The organism is Aquabacterium sp., assembly GCF_030652515.1.
In the GTDB taxonomy this organism is placed as follows: domain Bacteria; phylum Pseudomonadota; class Gammaproteobacteria; order Burkholderiales; family Burkholderiaceae_C; genus Aquabacterium.
On record NZ_JAUSAR010000010.1, the window covers coordinates 53007 to 70814 of the forward strand.

Here is a 17808-nt window from a genome sequence, read left to right on the forward strand (position 1 = left end):
GATGGCCTCTGGCCAAAGTTGATCAGGGGATCAAAGGCGCCAGCCAGTCGGCGAACATGTCGCTCAGCAAGACGCGCTGGGTGGTCGGCTTGGTTTCATAGGCGCGCATGACCGGGCCCTTGCCATCCAGCAGGTTGTCCACGAACACGCCCACCGAGTTCAGCTTCTTCTCGACAATGCTGGTGCCACCGAAGGTGACGATGGTGGTGCAGTGCGAACCATTGATGTCACGCTTGTTGGGGATGTAGTAACCCACGTTGGTCGGTGTCATCTGGGCGATCCAGGGTTCGATTTCCTGGCGCCACTTCACGTTCAGCATTTTCAGGCGGTCGGCGTCGGTGGCGGCGTTGGCGATCTCGGGGTAGAACTTCTGGTACGAGAAGGCCGAGAAGTTGGTGTCCTCCTGGAACATCGTGTAGCCGATGCGGTCATTGGGGAAGATCTTGCCCAGGCCGGCGGTGATCGAGCCCATGTTGTTCGCATCGCCCGCGCCAGGGTATTTGGTGATCAGCTGGGTGACCAGGCCGTCAGCGCCGTCCAGGCCCCAGACTTCGCGGATCTTGTTGTGCAGCAGCACGGACGGGGCCTGCTCGGGCGTGGCAGTGCGGGGCACGTTGAACAGCGGGCCGGAGTCAGCCGCCAGGGCCATCTTCTTGGGCTTGAGCGTGGTGCGGAAGGCCGCGTAGTTGGCCGTGGAGCCCACGCCACCGGCCGAGAAGCCAGTCAGCAGCAGGTGGTCGGGCTGGGGCATGTTCTTGGCCATCCAGTTCGCCACGGCTTGCGCGTTGATGGCGCCGCGGTGGAAATACGTCATGGGGTTGGCCGGGTCGGTGTTGTTGTACACGTTGACCTTGTTGCCGGTGTGCACGTCGCCGGTGCAATACGTCAGGTAGACGATGTTCCAGCTTTGGGTCTGCACGGCTTGCAGCGGGTGGATGCGGGCGGTGAAGGGGGTCACCAGGCCGAGGTGGGCCTGGCGGTTCCAGTCACTCATGTAGTTCTCAGGGATGCCATCGGGGTTGACGGCGTTGAGCAGCGAGCCGCCCTTGCACGCGGCCTGGTCCCAGCAGGCGCCGCCGCCTTCGAACATCACGACGGCTTTGCTGTTGAAAGGTGTGCGGTTGACGAAGAAGCGATAGGGCGTGCCATTGCCGCAAGTGGCGCCGCTGGAGGCGGGCAACTCGACCATCTCCCATTTGAAGTAGGCGGCGTGGGCGGCCAGGCTGGTCAGCAGGGTGACGCCAACGGCCTTTGCCGTGGCCACCATCAGTGATTTCAAATTCATGTCAACGCTCCATGGGTGAAAGGTGTCTTCCAATGACATGGAGTTTGAAACACGGTGTTTTTTCAAGGCCCTGGGCATTCCCCTGAGAGTTTGGCTTCCCCCTGAAATCAGGGGGCGCCAACTGTCAATCGCCTGACGGTTGCGCCGTTTAACGCTGCGGGTTGACCCTTGAGCGCTTCATTCCGTCAGGCCAGCCATTCGATGCCGGGCAGCTTGGCACACTGCTGGCGCATGATCAGGGCCATGTCCTGCATGTAGGGCTGGGTGGCGAGGGCTTTGGGGCAGATGGCGTGCAGTTCGCTCCACAGGCCTTTGGGGCCGATGGGCACGGCTTTGACGTAGTCGTGCTCCAGGTAGCTTTGCAGGCCCCAGCTGGGCAGGGCGGCGATGCCTCGGCGGCTGGCCACCAGTTGCACGATGGCCACCGTGAGTTCGGCGGTGCGGCGCGCGGGTTCGATGCCCGCGGGCTTGAGGACTTCGCGGATCAGGTCGATGCGCTGCTCGGGCACGGGGTAGGTGATGAGGGTTTCGCCCTCGAAATCCTGGGCCACGAGGTGGCGTTTGTTCCGCAGGCGGTGCTCGTTGGCGACCACGGCCAGGATCTCGAAGCGGAACAGCGGTTCAACCGACCAGGGGCGCTGGGCTTTGGGTTTGGAGCCGATGACCAGGTCGGCGCGGCCTTCTTTGAGCAAGGCCAGCGGGTCGGCGTGGAAGCCGGCCACCAGGTCAACTTCGACCTCGGGCCAGCGCTGGCGGAACTCGTGCATCACGGGCATCAGCCAGTCGAAGCAGGTGTGGCATTCAAGCACGATGCGCAGCTCGCCACCGGCACCGCCTTTGAGGCGCTGCAGATCGCGCTCAGCGGCGCCGATGTCGGCCAACACGGTGCGGGCCAGGGCGAGCAGGCGTTCGCCTGCGGGGGTGAAGCGCAGGCCTTGGCGGGTGCGCTCGAACAGGGCCTGGCCGTGGTGGTTTTCCAGCGCGCGGATCTGGTGCGACAGGGCCGATTGACTGAGGTGCACCCGCTCGGCGGCGGTGGCCAGTTTGCCGGTGTCGGCGATGGCAACCAGGGACTTGAGGTGGCGGACTTCGATCATCGGATCGCGTCAGGCCGCACGATGCGCACGGGCTGGGGTTTGATCACCACGGCGGCATCGCGGGCGCGCAACTGGCCACAACCGGCGTCCACATCTTGCCCGGCCGATTGGCGCAGCTTGGTCAGGATGCCGCGCCGGTGCAGGTTGCGCGCGATCTCGGCGGCGCGCTCCCACGATGGGCGCTTGAAGTCGAGTTCATCGACCGTGTTGTACGGGATCATGTTCATCAGCGCGTATTTGCCCTTGAGCAGGCGCACGATGCCGTCCATCTCTTCCTCGTTGTCGTTGAGGCCGTCGATCAGGGTCCACTGGTACTGGATGGGGTAGCCGGTGGCGCGGGCATAGCGCTCGCCTTGCTCGACCAGATCAGCTGGATCGATGCGGGGCGCGCGGGGCAGCAGTTGCGCGCGCAACTCGGGCTTGGTGGAGTGCAGCGACAAGGCCAGGGCGGGTTTGACTGTGCCCAGAGGCAGGCGCTCGAAGGCGCGCGGGTCGCCCACGGTCGAGAACACCAGATTCTTGTGGCCGATGCCGCCGCAGGTGCCCAGCAGTTCGATGGCTTCGAGCACGTTGTCGAGGTTGTGCGAAGGCTCGCCCATGCCCATGAACACGACCTTGGTGACGCGGCGGCGGGCGCGGGCCAGGGCCACCTGGGCGACGATCTCGGCGCTGCCCAACTGGCGCAGCAGGCCGTCCTTGCCGGTCATGCAGAACACGCAGCCGACGGCGCAACCCACTTGGGATGACACGCACAGGCCATCGCGGGGCAGCAGCACGCTCTCGACCGTCTGGCCATCTTGCAGGCCGATCAACAGGCGGGACGAACCGTCGTCGCCGGGGTGTTCAGAGCGCACCTGAGCCAGGGTGTTCAGGTCAGCCAACAAAGCGGGCAGGGCGTTGCGCACGTCCAGCGGCAAGAAGTCTTCCGGGCGGCGCTTGCCGCTGTCCATGGGCAGCGCCTGCGACCACAGCCGCAAGATTTTGTCTTCGTGGCAGGGCTTGGCGCCGTGGGCGCGCAAACGCTGGCGGATGTCGTCAATGCGCATGGGGTGGCAGTGTAGGCGCTGCGGCCTGGCGCCAGGTGCTCGGCGATGAGCCCGTCCAGCGCTTGAAGGCGCGGGTGAAGGCGCTGACCTCGGAGAACCCCAGCAGGAAGGAGATTTCGCCCACCGAGTATTGGGCGGCGGCCAGGTAATCCAGCGCGAGCTGGTGGCGCGTCTGGTTGAGCACGTCGCGGTAGCTGGTGTCCAGCTCGGCCAGGCGGCGCTGCAGGGTGCGCAGGGTCATGGCCAGGCGGCGGGCGACGTCGTCCTGGCGGGGCTCGCCACTGGGCAGCATCTCTTTCAGCACGGCGGCCAGTTGCTGGGGCAGGCCGCGATCAGGCCAGTGCGAGCGGTAGCGGTCCATGGCCTCTTCGCTGGCCTTGACGACTGCCAGGTTGGCGAAGGACAGGGGCTTGTGCAGCGTGGCGTGGTCAACCACCAGGGCGTTGTCCTCACAACCGTAGAGGGGCGTGCAGCGGAAGACTTTTTCGAACTTGGCGTGGTCTTTGGGGCGCTGGCGTTGCAGGCGCAATTCGAGCGGGACGAAGTCGCGGCCATAGAGCATGCGTGAGCCGCGCACCAGGGTGAGCATGGCGTAGTCGAAGATGCTCCAGACGGTGGCCGCGTTGGCGGTGCCCAGCAGGGCCTGGTCACCCGTGATGGTGAGGCGCCCAGCGCCCTCGTCCAGGTGAAAGCGCACGTCGGCGGCATCAGTCACCACGTGGGCGTAGCGCGCCAGGCGCAGGTACATCTGGGCCAGGTTCTCGGAGGCCATCAGGGCGTAGCCCAGGGCGGTGAAGTTCAGGGGCAGGAACTGCAGAGCCACGTCCACGCCCAGCAGCTCTTCGCCTGTGGCCTGCAGGGCTTTTTGCCAGAAGGCCAGGCCCAGGTGGGCGGGGTAGCGCGCCATGGGGTCGCTCAGGGTGGACAGGTCCAAGCCCACTTCGCGCAGCAGGGCGTCGGCGTCCACGCCGCGCTTGTCCACGGCGCTTTTGGCGGCCAGCAGCCAGCTGCGCAGGGCAGAGGCGTCGGAGGCGGGCAAGGCGGAAGGCGGCTGGGAACTCATGGCGACAGGGTGGGCGAGGCAGGTCAGGTCAAGTCGATTGGCGCAAAGGGGCAAGTATCGGCGACAGGCGGGGCGCAAGATCATGAGATCTCTCATTTCACGACCTCGACATGACATCGCTCACACGAATTGGACTGCGCACCCTCAGCCGCATGGCGGGCTCGACCAAGCTGGATTCGCTGGGCCTGCGCAAGCCGACCGAACAGGTGCTGTACCAGGGCACGAAGATGGGTTTCAAGGCCGTGACGGCCGCCAACCGGGCGTTCAAGTCGGTGAAGAACCTGGGTTCGCCGCAGCGCTTGCCCAAGCGCGGTGCCGGCGACCTGTTCGACCTGGCACCCACCGAAGACCAGCAGATGCTGCGCGAAGCGGCGCGCACCTTTGCCATGGAGCAGTTGCGCGAGGCTGCGGGCAAGGCCGACATGGCCTACGCCGCGCCGCCTGAGCTGCTGGCGCAATGCGCCGAGCTGGGCATCACCTCGCTGGGCATCCCCGAGGCGCTGGGCGGCATGGGCACCGAACGCTCGGCCGTGACGAACGTGCTGATCGCCGAAGCCATGGCCGAAGGCGACATGGGCCTGGCCTTTGCCGCGCTGGCGCCCTCGGCCGTGAGCACGGCGCTGGTGCTGTGGGGCAATGCCGATCAGCAGGCCGACTACCTGGGCGCTTTCACTGGCGAGAACGTGCCTGCGGCGGCCCTGGCCATCCAGGAGCCCACGCCCTTGTTCGACCCCTTCGAGCTGAAGACCCGCGCCGTGGCGCAAAGCGGTGGTGGCTATGTGATCAACGGCCTGAAGTCGATGGTGCCGCTGGCGGCCCAAGCAGAGCTGTTCATCGTGGCCGCGCACATCGAGGGCCAGGGCCCGGCGCTGTTCGTGATCGAGTCGTCCACCAAGGGCTTGTCGGTTGAAGAGGACCGCGCGATGGGGCTGCGCGCCGCGGGGACGGCGCGCTTGAAGTTGGAAGCGGTGGCGGTGCCTGCCAAGGCCTTGCTGGCCGATGGCGCTGCCGAGGTCTACCGCGAATGCATCCAGTTGTCGCGCCTGGCATGGTGTGCGCTGGGCACGGGCTGCGCGCAAGGCGTGCTCGATTTCATCGTGCCTTACGTGAACGAGCGCCACGCTTTCGGCGAGCCGATCAGCCACCGCCAGTCGGTCGCTTTTGCCGTGTCCAACATGTCGATCGAGCTGAACGCGATGCGCTTGCTGACCTGGCGCGCTGCCAGCCTGGTCGATGCGGATGTGGATTTCTTCGAGGCCGCCGCCTTGGCGCGCCGCCTGTGCACCGACAAGGGCATGCAGATTGGCAGCGATGGCGTGCAGTTGCTGGGCGGGCATGGTTTCGTCACCGAGTACCCCGTGGAGCGTTGGTACCGAGACCTGCGCGCGGTGGGTGTGATGGAGGGCGGGCTGCTGATTTGACCCACCGCCTACGCGCTTCGCGCGCCCCCTCAAGGGGGCAACACCAGCGGCCCGGCAAAGCCGGATCCACGGTGTTCGCTGGATGAGACTGGCTTACTGATGAGATTCACGCAATGATCAACCTCGAAATCCCCCGCAAGTTCAAACCCCTGGTGCGCCAGGCCCACGAGACCGCCGCCGAAGTGCTGCGCCCCATCTCACGCAAGTACGACCGCGCCGAGCACAGCCGCCCGGTTGAGTTGGACATGATGGCCGCCGTGATTGACGGCATGAACGAAGGCAACAGCGATGTGGGCGGCACGGGCGCCACCGGCGTGCGCCGTGACGCCAACGATGCGAACCAAGGCAACCGCAACGGCACCAACATCTCCACCTGCCTGTCCATCATGGAACTGTGCTGGGGTGATGTCGGCATGCTGCTGTCGATGCCGCGCCAAGGCCTGGGCAATGCCGCCATCGCGTCGGTGGCCAATGATGAGCAGCTCAAGCGCTTCAAGGGTCGCTGGGCCGCGATGGCCATCACCGAGCCGGGCTGCGGCTCCGACTCGGCCGCCATCAAGACCAGCGCGAAGCTCGACGGCGACCACTACGTGCTCAATGGCGAAAAGATCTACGTGACCGCAGGCGACCGTGCCGACCTGGTGGTGGTGTGGGCCACGCTGGACAAGAGCTTGGGCCGCGCCGCGATCAAATCCTTCGTGGTCGAAAAAGGCACGCCCGGCTTCGAGCTGGTGCGCCTGGAGCACAAGCTGGGCATCCGCGCCTCCGACACCGCGCACTTCATGATCACCAACTGCCGCGTGCCCAAGGAGAACCTGCTGGGCGACCCTGAAGTGAACCCTGAGAAGAGCTTTGCTGGCGTGATGCAGACTTTCGACAACACGCGTCCGCTGGTGGCTTCGATGGCCGTGGGCCTGACGCGCGCCTGCATCGAAGAGATGGGCCAGATCCTGAAGGACTGCGGCTTGACGGTTGATTACAGTCGTCCGCTGCATCGGCAGGCTTCGGCCGTGGCCGATTTTGTGCGCATGCAGGCTGACTATGAGGCGGCGCGTTTGCTGACCTTGCAAGCCGCCTGGATGGCCGACAACGGGCGGCCGAATTCGCTGGAGGCTTCGCTGGCCAAGGCGAAGGCGGGGCGCACTTGTGTGGATGTGGCGCTGAAGTGCGTGGAACTGGCGGGCTCGATTGGGTATACGGAGACGTCGCTGCTGGAGAAGTGGTCGCGTGATGCCAAGATCCTCGACATCTTCGAAGGCACGCAGCAGATCCAGTTGCTGATCATTGCGCGAAGGTTGTTGGGGAAGAGTTCGGCGGAGTTGAAGTAGGGGGCAACCTTGTGTCGGCTTCAGGCTGGTGCGCGAGTCGATGCTGCCTGAGATCCAGCACGGCGCTTGAAGATGTAGTGCGGATGCACTACAATGGGGCCATGAAAACCGCCGTCATCCCCCAAATCCGTGTCGAACCTGAGTTGCGCGCTGATCTTGATTCGGTGCTTCTGCCTGGCGAGACGCTGACTGACTTTGTCGAGGCATCGGTGCGTCGCGCCGTCGAATTTCGTCGCGTACAAACGGACTTCGCCGCGCGGTGCGAAGCATCATTGGCAGCGTACGAGCGCACCGGTGTTTCCATCCCGTCGGATGTTGTCTTGTCCAAGCTTGAGGCGAAGGTCGCAGCAAGGGTGAAGCAGCTTCGCAAATGACGTTCAGAGTCGAGTTCACGCCTGAGGCCGAGGCCGATCTGGATCGCCTTTTCGACATCATGCTGGATCGCGCCGAGACTGCCCTAGAAGCCATGCGTGCCTACGAGGCTGTCGAGGCCATTCGCACCGCTGCCAACAGTCATCTCGCGACCACGCCCTACAGCTATCGCAAGGTCGGTCAACGCCCAACATTGCGTGAACTCATCATCCCGTTCGGCTCCACTGGGTACGTCCTTCGCTTCGATATACGCACCCCTGAGTTGGTCCTCGTTATCGGCGCGCGCCACCAGCGCGAGGAGGATTTCCACTGACAGCGGCTCGCTGAACTGCGACAAGGGAAGGCCCGCAACCGCTGCATCGGAGCCGCCCGTGCTCGATACTGCCCACACCAGTCACGGTCAGTCCTTGCCCTTGACCTTCGGCTTGAATATATGAACGGTCTCACCCCGGCCGAGCATCTCCACGAGTTGGGCTATTCGCCTCGCACGCGTCTCGGCTTTCACGGCCGTTTGAATGCGCCACAAGACCGCATAGCGATTTGTCGCGTTGATCGTCGAGAAGAACGCTTTGGCCGTCGGTGCAGCGTCGAGCGCCGCGATCAGGTCTTCAGGGACCACGGCCGTGCGGGCACCGTCGTACGCCCGAGCCCATCGGCCGTCGGCCTGTGCGGCCTCGACCTGCACGAGGCCCGGTGCCTGCATTCGGCCCGCCTGGATGAGCGCCGCGACCTTGTCGACATTGATTTTCGACCAGACGCTGCGGGCGCGCCTGGGCGTGAATCGTTGGAGGAAATATTGCTCGTCCAAGCCCTTCTTCTGACCATCGATCCAACCCCAGCAGAGCGCGATCTCCACCGCTTCAAGGTAGGTGACGCTGGCATCAATGGCACCGCGCTTGGCGATCTTGAGCCACAGGCCTGCGGACGTGGCGTGGTGCTGTCTCAACCAGGTTTCGAACGCCTTGGCGTTCTTGAACACGGTCGGGGTGTCAGCAGGCTGGTCGATGGACATGCGCGAAGTATGCTTGCCTTGCAACCGCGCTGATCTTCTCCCCACCCCTGCCCCTAAAATGGCGCCCCGATCCCAGCAGTACCCGCCCCCGATGAACATCACCGTCCAAGAAGAACTGCGCGCCTACATCGACCCGCTGACCCCCGACGAACACGACGCGCTGGAGCGCAGCATCCTGGCCGAAGGCTGCCGTGATGCGCTGGTACTGTGGGGCGATGTGCTGGTCGATGGCCACAACCGCCACGGCATCTGCCAGAAGCACGGCATCCCCTTCAACACGGTGCAGAACGCCAGCTTCAAATCGATGGACGACGTGCACCTGTGGATGATCGACCAGCACCTGGGTCGGCGCAGCGTGTCTGACTTTCAACGCGGCGTTCTGGCCTTGCGCAAGAAGGACATCATGAGTGCCCGATTGCAGGCCAGCAAGGCGGCCGCGCCGTCGCCAGAGGCATCGGCTGCGGATGCGTCAGCCAGTGACGCTGCGCCATCCGCCTCGACCCCGCCCTGGGACGTTGACCCCTTGCCCACCCGAGAATCCATCGCCAAGGCCGCGCGCATCAGCAGCAGCACGGTCAGCCAGATCGAGAAGATCCAGAAGGAAGCCACGCCCGAACTGGTCGCGGCCGTGAAGGCGGGCGACATCTCCATCAACGCCGCGGCGGCGGTGGCCTCGCTGTCGGTGGACGAGCAAGTGGCGGCCGTGGCGGGCGGCAAGAAGGAGCTGCGCCAGGCGGCCCGGCAGGTGCGCGAAGCCAAGGCCCAAGCACGCGCCGCGAACGCGCCTGCCGATGCTTCGGCCCCTGAGGGCGATGACTCAGAGTCCCCCGACGCCGTGATCGCCCGCTTGAAGAAAACCGTGGCCGAGCTCAGCACCGAGAACGCCATGCTCAAGGCCCGGATTGCCGAGCTGATGGCGTGATGCGCGATCACCAGCCATGCCCTTGCCCTTGCCCTTGAACTACCTGATCTTCGACCACAGCGAGGACACCGAGGGCATCGGCACTTTCGAGGCCATGGCGTCGGTCACGGCCGACCACCTGGCGGCGGTCCATGCCGAAGTGGCATCAGTGCTGGCCTGGGCCTTCGCCACCTTCACCGACGCGCATGGCCCCTTGGACCAAGGCTTCGACTGGGACCATGACCTCCTGGTGCAGCAGGAGTCCACCACGCTGCACACGGTGACCTTGCTGCTCAGCGGCGGCACGGCCTTTTGCCGGGCCTTCGCCGAGCGCTTTCCGGCCGATTAGGCGGATACTCGGACTTCACCCTTTGGAGTCCCCATGTCGCAGATCCCTTTTTTCCACGAAGCGACCGGGGCCGTCAGGTTCTGGGTCATGGTGAACGATGCCCTGGTGGGCGCCAGCGTCAGCCGCGAAGCCCTGCATTACCGCTTCCGCCCCGATGGTCGTGGTGAAGACCCTCTGGAAACCTACAAAAGCCACTCCGCAGAGATTGACGAGGTGGTGCGGCGCCGGGTGGCACAAGGCTCGATCGAGCCCGTCATGCTGCGCGAGTTCGACCTGCGGCCGGTGGTGGCGCCCAAGGTGTAGCCGCTAGGATGCTGGATTCGCCGGAGCTTTCGGCCACTTCATCTTCCAGCGCCATGCCTTCAACCGTCCAGCCGGTCCTCCTGATCGCCAACCGTGGCGAGATCGCCATCCGCATCGCCCGCGCCGCGCATGAACTGGGCTGGCGCACCGTGGGCCTGGTGGCCGAAGACGACCAGGCTGCCCAGCATGCGTTTCACGTGGATGCGCTGCAAGTCTTGCCCGGCAAAGGCGTGCCGGCCTACCTGAACATCGACCACGTGGTCGCGGCCGCGCAGGCCGAAGGCTGCACGCACGTTCACCCCGGTTATGGCCTGCTGAGCGAGAACGCCGACTTCGCCCGCGCCTGTGCGGTGGCCGGCCTGGTCTTCGTGGGTCCCGCGCCCGAGGTGCTCGACCTGCTGGGCGACAAGGCGCAAGCCCGTGCCTTGGCGCGACGCTGCGGCGTGCCGGTCACCGAGGGCATCGACCGTGCCGTCACGGTGCACGAGGCCCAAGACTTTTTCGCGAGGCTGGGCCAGGGCGGCGCCATGATGATCAAGGCGCTGGCCGGTGGTGGTGGCCGTGGCATGCGCGTGGTCGAGGCCGAGGCCGACATCGCCACCAGCCACGAGCGTTGCCAGTCCGAAGCCCTGGCCGCGTTTGGCCGCGGCGATGTGTATGTGGAACAGTTGGTGCGCCGCGCGCGCCACATCGAGGTGCAGGTGTTGGGCGATGGCAGTGGCGCCGTCAGCCACGCCTGGGAGCGCGACTGCACCGTGCAGCGCAACCACCAGAAGCTGGTCGAGATCGCGCCCGCGCCTGATCTGGACCCGGCCTTGCGACAGCAACTCCTGGACGATGCCGTCAAGCTGGCGCAGGCCGTGAAGCTGCGCGGCCTGTGCACCTTCGAGTTCCTGGTGGACCTGGATCACTCCGGCCGACACTTCTTCATGGAAGCCAACCCGCGCCTGCAGGTGGAGCACACGGTGACCGAGGCCGTGACCAGCCTGGACCTGGTGCAATTGCAACTGCGCTTGTCACAGGGCGCAAGCCTGGCCGATCTGCACGCCACGCAGGCTGACATCGCTGCCCCACGCGGCGCGGCCATCCAGGTGCGCGTGAACGTCGAGCGCATGGGGCCGGATGGCCGCGCTTTGCCAGCGGGCGGCACCGTGCGGGCATACGAGCCACCCAGCGGCCCCGGCATCCGAGTGGACGGCCATGGTCACATCGGCATGCAGCCACACCCCGGCTTTGACACGCTGCTGGCCAAGGTCATCGTGCACCACCCGGCCGGGTTTGACGCGGCCCTGCAGCGCACCCGGCGGGCCCTGGCCGAATTCAGGCTGGAGGGGGTCGACAGCAACATCGCTTTTTTGCAAGCCCTGCTGGCTCATCCCGACCTGGCCAGCCACCGGGTCAGCACACGTTGGTTGCAATGGCACGTGGCCGCGCTGCTGGCGGCCGCGTCCCAACAGCCCAGGCCGCGCGAGCTGGCACATGCCGCTGCGCACCTGGCGCCGGAGGCCCTCAGCATCTCAGGCTTGGCCGAAGGTTGCATCCCCCTCGTCGCCACCGTGCCAGGCTCGCTGGTGAGCTTGCACGTCCACCCCGGCGACACTGTGCGTGCTGGCCAGCGCGTGGCCGTGATCGAGGCCATGAAGATGGAGTTCGAAATCACCGCCACGCAAGGTGGCCGGGTCGAGGCCGTGCTGGCCGAGCTGGGCCACGTGGTCAGCGAAGGCCAGGCCCTGATCGCGCTGGACCCCACCGGCGACGATGGCCAGGCCCACGCCAGCACCGACCAGGCGCACGACCTGGACCACCTCCGTCCCGACCTGGCCGAGGTGATCGAGCGCCACGCTGTGACGCGTGACGACCGGCGCCCCGATGCCGTGGCCAAGCGCCATGCCAAGGGTCACCGCACCGCCCGCGAGAACGTGGATGACTTCCTCGATGCCGACAGCTTCCTGGAATACGGCGCCCTGGCCCTGGCCTCGCAGCGCATCCGCCTCAAGGAGCCCGAGCTGATCGCGCGCAGCCCCGCCGACGGCCTGATCGCGGGCCTGGGCACCGTCAACGCCGCGCAGTTCGGCGAGCAGGCCGCGCGCTGCATGGTGCTGGCCTACGACTACACCGTGTTCGCGGGCACGCAAGGCATCATCAACCACAAGAAGACCGACCGCATGCTGCACCTGGCCTTGCAGCGCGAGCTGCCCCTGGTGCTGTGGGCCGAAGGCGGTGGCGGCCGGCCCAACGACGAATACCCCGGCGTCAGCCTGCTGGACAACATGACCTTCCTGGGCTTGGCGCGCCTGAGCGGCCTGGTGCCATTGGTGGCCATCGTCAACGGCCGCTGCTTCGCGGGCAACGCCTCGCTGGCCGGTTGCTGCGACGTCATCATCGCCACCAAGGACACCAGCATCGGCATGGCGGGCCCCGCCATGATCGAAGGCGGTGGCCTGGGCAAGTTCACGCCCGAAGAGGTCGGGCCCGTCAGCATGCAGGCCCCCAACGGCGTGATCGATGTGGTGGTGGACGACGAGGCCCACGCCGTGCGCGTGGCCCAACAGTACCTGTCGTATTTTCAAGGCGTGACCACCGGCTGGCGATGTGCCGACCAGCGTCTGCTGCGCCACGTGGTCCCTGAAAAGCGCACCCGCGTCTACGACATGCGCGCGGCCATCCACACCTTGTTCGACACTGATTCGGTGCTGGAGCTGCGCCGCGATTTCGCGCCCGGCATGATCACCGCGCTGGTGCGCGTGGAAGGTCGGCCGATGGGCGTGATCGCCAACGACCCGCGCCACCTGGGCGGCGCCATCGATGCCCACGGGGCCGACAAAGCCGCGCGCTTCATGCAGTTGTGCGATGCCTTCGACATCCCCCTGGTTTCGCTGTGCGACACGCCCGGCTTCATGGTCGGCCCCGATGCCGAGCAGACCGCCACGGTGCGCCATTTCTCGCGCATGTTCATCACGGCGGCCAGCATCAGCGTGCCTTACTTCACCATCGTGCTGCGCAAGGGCTATGGCCTGGGCGCGCAGGCCATGACGGCAGGCAGCCTGCTGGCGCCCGACTTCACCATCTCATGGCCGACCGGCGAGTTTGGCCCCATGGGCATTGAAGGTGCGGTGCACCTGGGCTTTGGCAAGCAACTGGCGGGCATCGAAGACGCGGCGCAGCGCCAGCAGGCTTTCGATCAATTGGTGGCCGCCGCCTACCAACGCGGCAAGGGCTTGAACATGGCCAGCCACCTGGAGCTGGACGATGTGATCGATCCGGCTGACACGCGCCGCTGGTTGGTGCGTGGTCTGCTGGCGATGCCCACCGTGCCGCACCGCCGTGGACGAAAGCGCCCATTTGTAGACGCCTGGTGATTTATTTATAGCTGCAAGTGGTGTCATTGATTGCCAGAGGTAACGCCGGTTGAGTCCTGGGCCCGTGTCCCGATACAGTGACCACCTGCATTTGATTGAAGACACCAATGGCCGATTCAGAACAAGACGTGGCAGGGGAGGCGACGGTGCAAACCGAGGCTGACCTGAGCAGCAGCCTGCACCGCCAGCACTCAGTCCTGAGTGGCGTGGCCCTGTCAACGCTCAGCGCCTGTGGCGGAGGCGGCAACGACGAGAAGCCCACGCTCCGCGATCCCAGCGCCTTGCCGACCGCCTGTTTGAGCGCCGGGGTGGCCGTGGCCCTGGCGGCCTGCGGTGGTGGCACTCAGCCCTTCGAGCCCATGACCGAAGCCCGCGCGGCCCGCCTGCTCAACCAGGGCGGCCTGGGTTCCACGCCCGCGCAAGTGACAGCACTGATGCGTGATGGGGCCGATGCGTGGTTCAACGCCCAACTGGCCATGCCTTTGTCGCCCTCGGTGTGGGATTGGGCGCGCGCGCAGGGCTTCGACAACCGCCTGTACGCACGTGGTGACTACGGCCTGGACCAGGCCTTGTGGTGGCGCCTGTGCACTGCCCCGGATGTGTTGCGTCAGCGCGTGGTCCTGGCCCTCAGCGAGCTCTTCGTGGTTTCGCCCTTGAACATGGTGGCCTACTGGAAGCAGTTCGCCTGCCTGGCCTGGTGGGAGCTGCTGGAGCAACATTGCTTTGGCAACTTCCGCGACCTGCTCACGCACATCACCTTGTCACCGGCCATGGGCGTGTACCTGAGCATGCGCGGCAGCAGCAAGGCCGACAGCAGCGGCCGCCAACCCGACGAGAACTACGCGCGCGAGTTACTGCAGCTGTTCACCATCGGCCTGACCACCTTGCAGCCGGATGGTTCACTCACCTCGCCGCCCGTGGACACCTACGACGGCCGGGCTGTCTCGCAACTGGCCAAGGTCTTCACCGGATGGGACGTCGATGGCTTCAACCCCTTCGACCCCGAAGGCCCTTTCGATTACCTGCGCGTGCCCATGGGCTTTCACGCTGATCGCCACGCGGACACCGACAAGAGCGTGCTGGGCGTCAACATCCCGGGCCAGACGTCCGGGCCCGAGTCCATGCGCCTGGCGCTGGACGCGGTCTTCAACCACCCCAATGTGGGCTTCTTCATCGCGCGCCAGCTCATCCAGCGCCTGGTGACCAGCAACCCCAGCAAGGACTACGTGTGGCGCGTGGCCATGGCCTTCAACAGCAATGGCGCCCCCGTGCCCGTGCGCGGCGACATGGCGGCGGTGGTGCGCGCTGTGCTGGCCGACCCGGAAGCCCGCCCCGAGATCACCTTGCCCCCGGCCAGCCAGCCGGCTCCGGCCCAGCCCACCTTGAGCGATGGCAAGTTGCGCGAGCCTGTGCTGCGCCTGCTGCAATGGCTGCGCCTGGTGAACGTCAGCTCCACCGATGGGCAATGGCGCTTCCCGGATCTGTCCGGCAGCGACCAGTTGGGCCAGGCCCCATTGCGCTCACCGTCGGTTTTCAACTTCTTCCGGCCCGGCTACGTGCCACCCAACACGGTCATCGCCACCAAAGGCCTGGTCGCCCCCGAGTTCCAGATCACCAACGAATCCAGCGTGATGGGCTATGCCAACTTCCTGCTGCGGATCATGCCCTTCGGGGGCAACGGCATCCTGCCCAACTACGACACCTGGCTGGCCATGGCCGACCAGCCCGCGCGCCTGGTGGACCAGCTCAACCTGCACCTGACCGGGCGCGTGCTGTCACCCATCACGGTGGACACCGTGGTGGTGGGCGTCAACTCCATCCTCGGCACCTCGGCCAACGAACGCCGCAACCGCGTGGTGGCCGCCTTTTTCCTCATCATGTGCTGCCCCGAATACCTCGTGCAGCGCTGAACGGTGTGACCATGACTTCCGACTCCCTCAGCCGCCGCGCCTTCCTGCAACGTGGCGCCGCCGTGTCCCTGGCCGGTGCCGCCGCGCCGTTCGCCCTCAACTTGGCCACCATGGCCGAAGCCGCCGCGCAGTCGTCGGGCAGCACCGACTACAAAGCCCTGGTCTGCGTCTTTCTGCAAGGCGGCAATGACCATGGCAACACGCTGATCCCATACGACGAGGGCAGCCACGCGGCCTATGCCGCCGCGCGGGGTGGCATCGCCTTGGGGCGCGACAGCCTGGCCGCCACGGCCCTGTCCAACAACCTGGGCGGGCGGCAACTGGCCATGGCGCCCAGCCTGGCGCCGCTCAAGCCCTTGTACGACGCGGGGCGCATGGCCTGGCTGCTCAACATTGGCCCCCTGGTTCAGCCAACCACGCTGGCCCAGTACCAGGCCCGTTCCGTGCCCTTGCCGGCCAAGCTGTTCTCGCACAACGACCAGCAATCGGCCTGGCAGTCCTACGGGCCCGAGGGCTCGCTGGCGGGCTGGGGTGGCAGGTCGGCCGATGCCGTGCTCTCAAGCAATGGCCGGGCCTCGCTGACCTGCATCAACACGTCGGGCAACGCGGTCTACCTGTCGGGCCGCACGGCGGTGCCCTACATGGTCAATCCCTCGGGCGTGCCTTCGCTGTACGCGCTCAATGGCGGCCTGTTCGGTTCGGCCACGTGCGAGACCGCTTTCCGGCAACTGGTCACGCAGACCTCGCAAGCCCATGTGCTGGCCAGCGAGCATGCCCGCGTCATGGCCCGTGCCATCGATGTCAATGCCCAGTTGCAAACGGCCATGGGGGCCACGCCCGCACTGGCCACGGCTTTTGACGGCGCCAACCCGCTGGCCAACCAGCTGCGGATGGTGGCGCAGCTGATCGCGGCGCGCGACCGCCTGGGCATGCGCCGCCAGGTCTTCTTCGTGTCGTTGCCGGGCTTTGACCTGCACGACAACCTGCTCAGCCGCCATGCCGTCTTGCTGGGCCAACTGGCCTCGGGCCTGGTGAGCTTTCAGGCTGCGCTGGACGAGCTGAACGTGGCCCGCAATGTGACCACCTTCACCGCCAGCGACTTTGGCCGCACGCTCAGCAGCAATGGCGATGGCTCGGACCACGGCTGGGGAGGGCATCACCTGGTGATGGGCGGTGCGGTGCGTGGCGCCAACTTGTATGGCCAGTTGCCCAACGCGGGCCTGGGCGGCGAGAGCGACACTGGCCAGGGGCGCTTGCTGCCCACGATGGGCGTGCAGCAACTGGCGGGCTCCCTGGGCCGATGGATGGGGGTGCCGTCTGGTGACCTCAACGCGATCAATCCGGGCTTGGCCTCCTTCAACGCTGGCACCTTGTCCAGCCTGCTCACCGCGTGATCCAGGCTGCTGATGCGGCTACCATGCGGCCTCGTGTCCACCTGGAGTCCGCATGAGCAGCAGCACCAAGCCCAATCAACTCAGCCGCACCATCGCCCGCTTTCAGGGCTTGCCCTCCGGGTTGCGGCCCTGGCTGACCAGTTTCATGCTGGGCAATGTGGTGCCCATGGTGGGTTCGGCCAGCCTGCGTTTCGAGGAGATCTCGAACGAGCGCGTGGTGGTCACCATCCGCAATCGGCGCAAGGTGCAGAACCACATCAAGGGCGTGCACGCGGCGGCCATGGCCTTGCTGGCTGAAACCGCCACCGGTTTTTGTGTGGGCATGAATGTGCCCGACGACAAGCTGCCGCTGATCAAGACCTTGAAGGTGGATTACCTCAAGCGTGCGCAGGGCGACATGAAGGCGGTGGCGCAGTTGCGGCCTGATCAGATTCATCAGATCCGCACGCAAGAGAAGGGCGAGGTCACTGTGCCGGTGAGCATCACCGATGAGTCGGGTGGGGAGCCCATTCAGTGCGAGATGGTTTGGGCTTGGGTGCCTAAGAAGCGTTGATCCTTCAGGCGTGTTGGCGTGCTGGGGGAGTTGCTTCGTGCTGGCAGCGCGGGGCGGGGATGAGTCGGAGGCGGGCGGGGCTCCTATGGTGGCGGTCCACCGCGTAGCGGCGGACTGCGCTCGGTGCTCGGCCACGGCGGGCGGCTGCGGAACTCGCTGTCCTGCGGCCAGCTCAAACAGTCCTCGCCGACCCCTCGCTGCGCGAGGGGCAACCCGCCGTGGCCTGCGCGCCTCGCCGCCCCCGAAGTCGCCCCAACCGCCTCCGCCTCATCCCTGATCGCCCCGCTGGTGGCGTGGCACGGTTCAGGGCGGTGGCATGTCAACGTTGTGGCGTTTGCAGCGTTCGTGCAGTTGGTGTCAAGTTGAGCCGCTGGCGGCCCGCCACCAACTGCCACCGTGGCATGCCACCAGCGGG

The 17808-nt window shown here is 66.1% G+C and carries 16 protein-coding genes; 11 read left to right on the plus strand and 5 right to left on the minus strand.

The window, feature by feature from the left end; genetic code table 11:
- Positions 1-22: 22 nt before the first annotated feature.
- The 4 genes from Q7V20_RS01295 to Q7V20_RS01310 all read right to left on the minus strand — a co-directional run bounded on the left by Q7V20_RS01295 (position 23) and on the right by Q7V20_RS01310 (position 4491).
- Positions 23-1285: a pectin acetylesterase-family hydrolase gene (locus Q7V20_RS01295; protein ID WP_304786355.1), complete on the minus strand. Its 1263-nt coding sequence runs from the start codon at positions 1283-1285 to the stop codon at positions 23-25.
- 185 nt (positions 1286-1470) lie between these two features.
- On the minus strand, positions 1471-2382 hold the full coding sequence (locus tag Q7V20_RS01300; protein ID WP_304786357.1) for a LysR family transcriptional regulator: 912 nt from the start codon (positions 2380-2382) through the stop codon (positions 1471-1473).
- Entirely contained in the window at positions 2379-3428 is a 1050-nt protein-coding gene (locus Q7V20_RS01305; protein ID WP_304786359.1) for an RNA methyltransferase, read from the minus strand. Before Q7V20_RS01305 ends, Q7V20_RS01300 begins: the two co-directional genes overlap by 4 nt.
- Entirely contained in the window at positions 3418-4491 is a 1074-nt protein-coding gene (locus tag Q7V20_RS01310; RefSeq protein ID WP_304786361.1) for an AraC family transcriptional regulator, read from the minus strand. Before Q7V20_RS01310 ends, Q7V20_RS01305 begins: the two co-directional genes overlap by 11 nt.
- Before the next feature lie 110 nt (positions 4492-4601).
- On the opposite strand from Q7V20_RS01310, the gene Q7V20_RS01315 reads away from it, so the two are divergent.
- The 4 genes from Q7V20_RS01315 to Q7V20_RS01330 all read left to right on the plus strand — a co-directional run bounded on the left by Q7V20_RS01315 (position 4602) and on the right by Q7V20_RS01330 (position 7925).
- Positions 4602-5912: an acyl-CoA dehydrogenase family protein gene (locus Q7V20_RS01315; protein ID WP_304786363.1), complete on the plus strand. Its 1311-nt coding sequence runs from the start codon at positions 4602-4604 to the stop codon at positions 5910-5912.
- A 113-nt stretch (positions 5913-6025) separates the two neighbouring features.
- The gene (locus Q7V20_RS01320) at positions 6026-7240 is read left to right on the plus strand and encodes an acyl-CoA dehydrogenase family protein (RefSeq protein ID WP_304786365.1); all 1215 of its coding nucleotides are present in this window, start codon (positions 6026-6028) and stop codon (positions 7238-7240) included.
- 101 nt (positions 7241-7341) lie between these two features.
- A complete protein-coding gene (locus Q7V20_RS01325) occupies positions 7342-7614 on the plus strand; it encodes a YlcI/YnfO family protein (protein WP_304786367.1) in 273 nt (90 codons plus the stop codon).
- Positions 7611-7925 (plus strand): type II toxin-antitoxin system RelE/ParE family toxin, encoded by a 315-nt coding sequence (locus tag Q7V20_RS01330; protein ID WP_304786369.1) that lies wholly within the window; start codon positions 7611-7613, stop codon positions 7923-7925. Before Q7V20_RS01325 ends, Q7V20_RS01330 begins: the two co-directional genes overlap by 4 nt.
- 87 nt (positions 7926-8012) lie before the next feature.
- On the opposite strand, the gene Q7V20_RS01335 is transcribed toward Q7V20_RS01330, so the two are convergent.
- The gene (locus Q7V20_RS01335) at positions 8013-8624 is read right to left on the minus strand and encodes a YdeI family protein (RefSeq protein WP_304786371.1); all 612 of its coding nucleotides are present in this window, start codon (positions 8622-8624) and stop codon (positions 8013-8015) included.
- Between the two features lie 91 nt (positions 8625-8715).
- On the opposite strand from Q7V20_RS01335, the gene Q7V20_RS01340 reads away from it, so the two are divergent.
- The 7 genes from Q7V20_RS01340 to Q7V20_RS01370 all read left to right on the plus strand — a co-directional run bounded on the left by Q7V20_RS01340 (position 8716) and on the right by Q7V20_RS01370 (position 17393).
- Positions 8716-9546 (plus strand): hypothetical protein, encoded by an 831-nt coding sequence (locus Q7V20_RS01340; protein WP_304786372.1) that lies wholly within the window; start codon positions 8716-8718, stop codon positions 9544-9546.
- A gap of 16 nt (positions 9547-9562) precedes the next feature.
- A complete protein-coding gene (locus Q7V20_RS01345) occupies positions 9563-9874 on the plus strand; it encodes a hypothetical protein (RefSeq protein WP_304786378.1) in 312 nt (103 codons plus the stop codon).
- Positions 9875-9907: 33 nt separating this feature from the next.
- Entirely contained in the window at positions 9908-10177 is a 270-nt protein-coding gene (locus Q7V20_RS01350) for a DUF1488 family protein (protein WP_304786380.1), read from the plus strand.
- A gap of 53 nt (positions 10178-10230) precedes the next feature.
- On the plus strand, positions 10231-13536 hold the full coding sequence (locus Q7V20_RS01355) for a carboxyl transferase domain-containing protein (protein ID WP_304786382.1): 3306 nt from the start codon (positions 10231-10233) through the stop codon (positions 13534-13536).
- 107 nt (positions 13537-13643) lie between these two features.
- Positions 13644-15446 (plus strand): DUF1800 family protein, encoded by a 1803-nt coding sequence (locus Q7V20_RS01360; protein ID WP_304786384.1) that lies wholly within the window; start codon positions 13644-13646, stop codon positions 15444-15446.
- Between the two features lie 11 nt (positions 15447-15457).
- Positions 15458-16840: a DUF1501 domain-containing protein gene (locus Q7V20_RS01365; RefSeq protein WP_304786386.1), complete on the plus strand. Its 1383-nt coding sequence runs from the start codon at positions 15458-15460 to the stop codon at positions 16838-16840.
- Between the two features lie 52 nt (positions 16841-16892).
- Entirely contained in the window at positions 16893-17393 is a 501-nt protein-coding gene (locus tag Q7V20_RS01370) for a DUF4442 domain-containing protein (protein ID WP_304786388.1), read from the plus strand.
- Positions 17394-17808 lie beyond the last annotated feature (415 nt).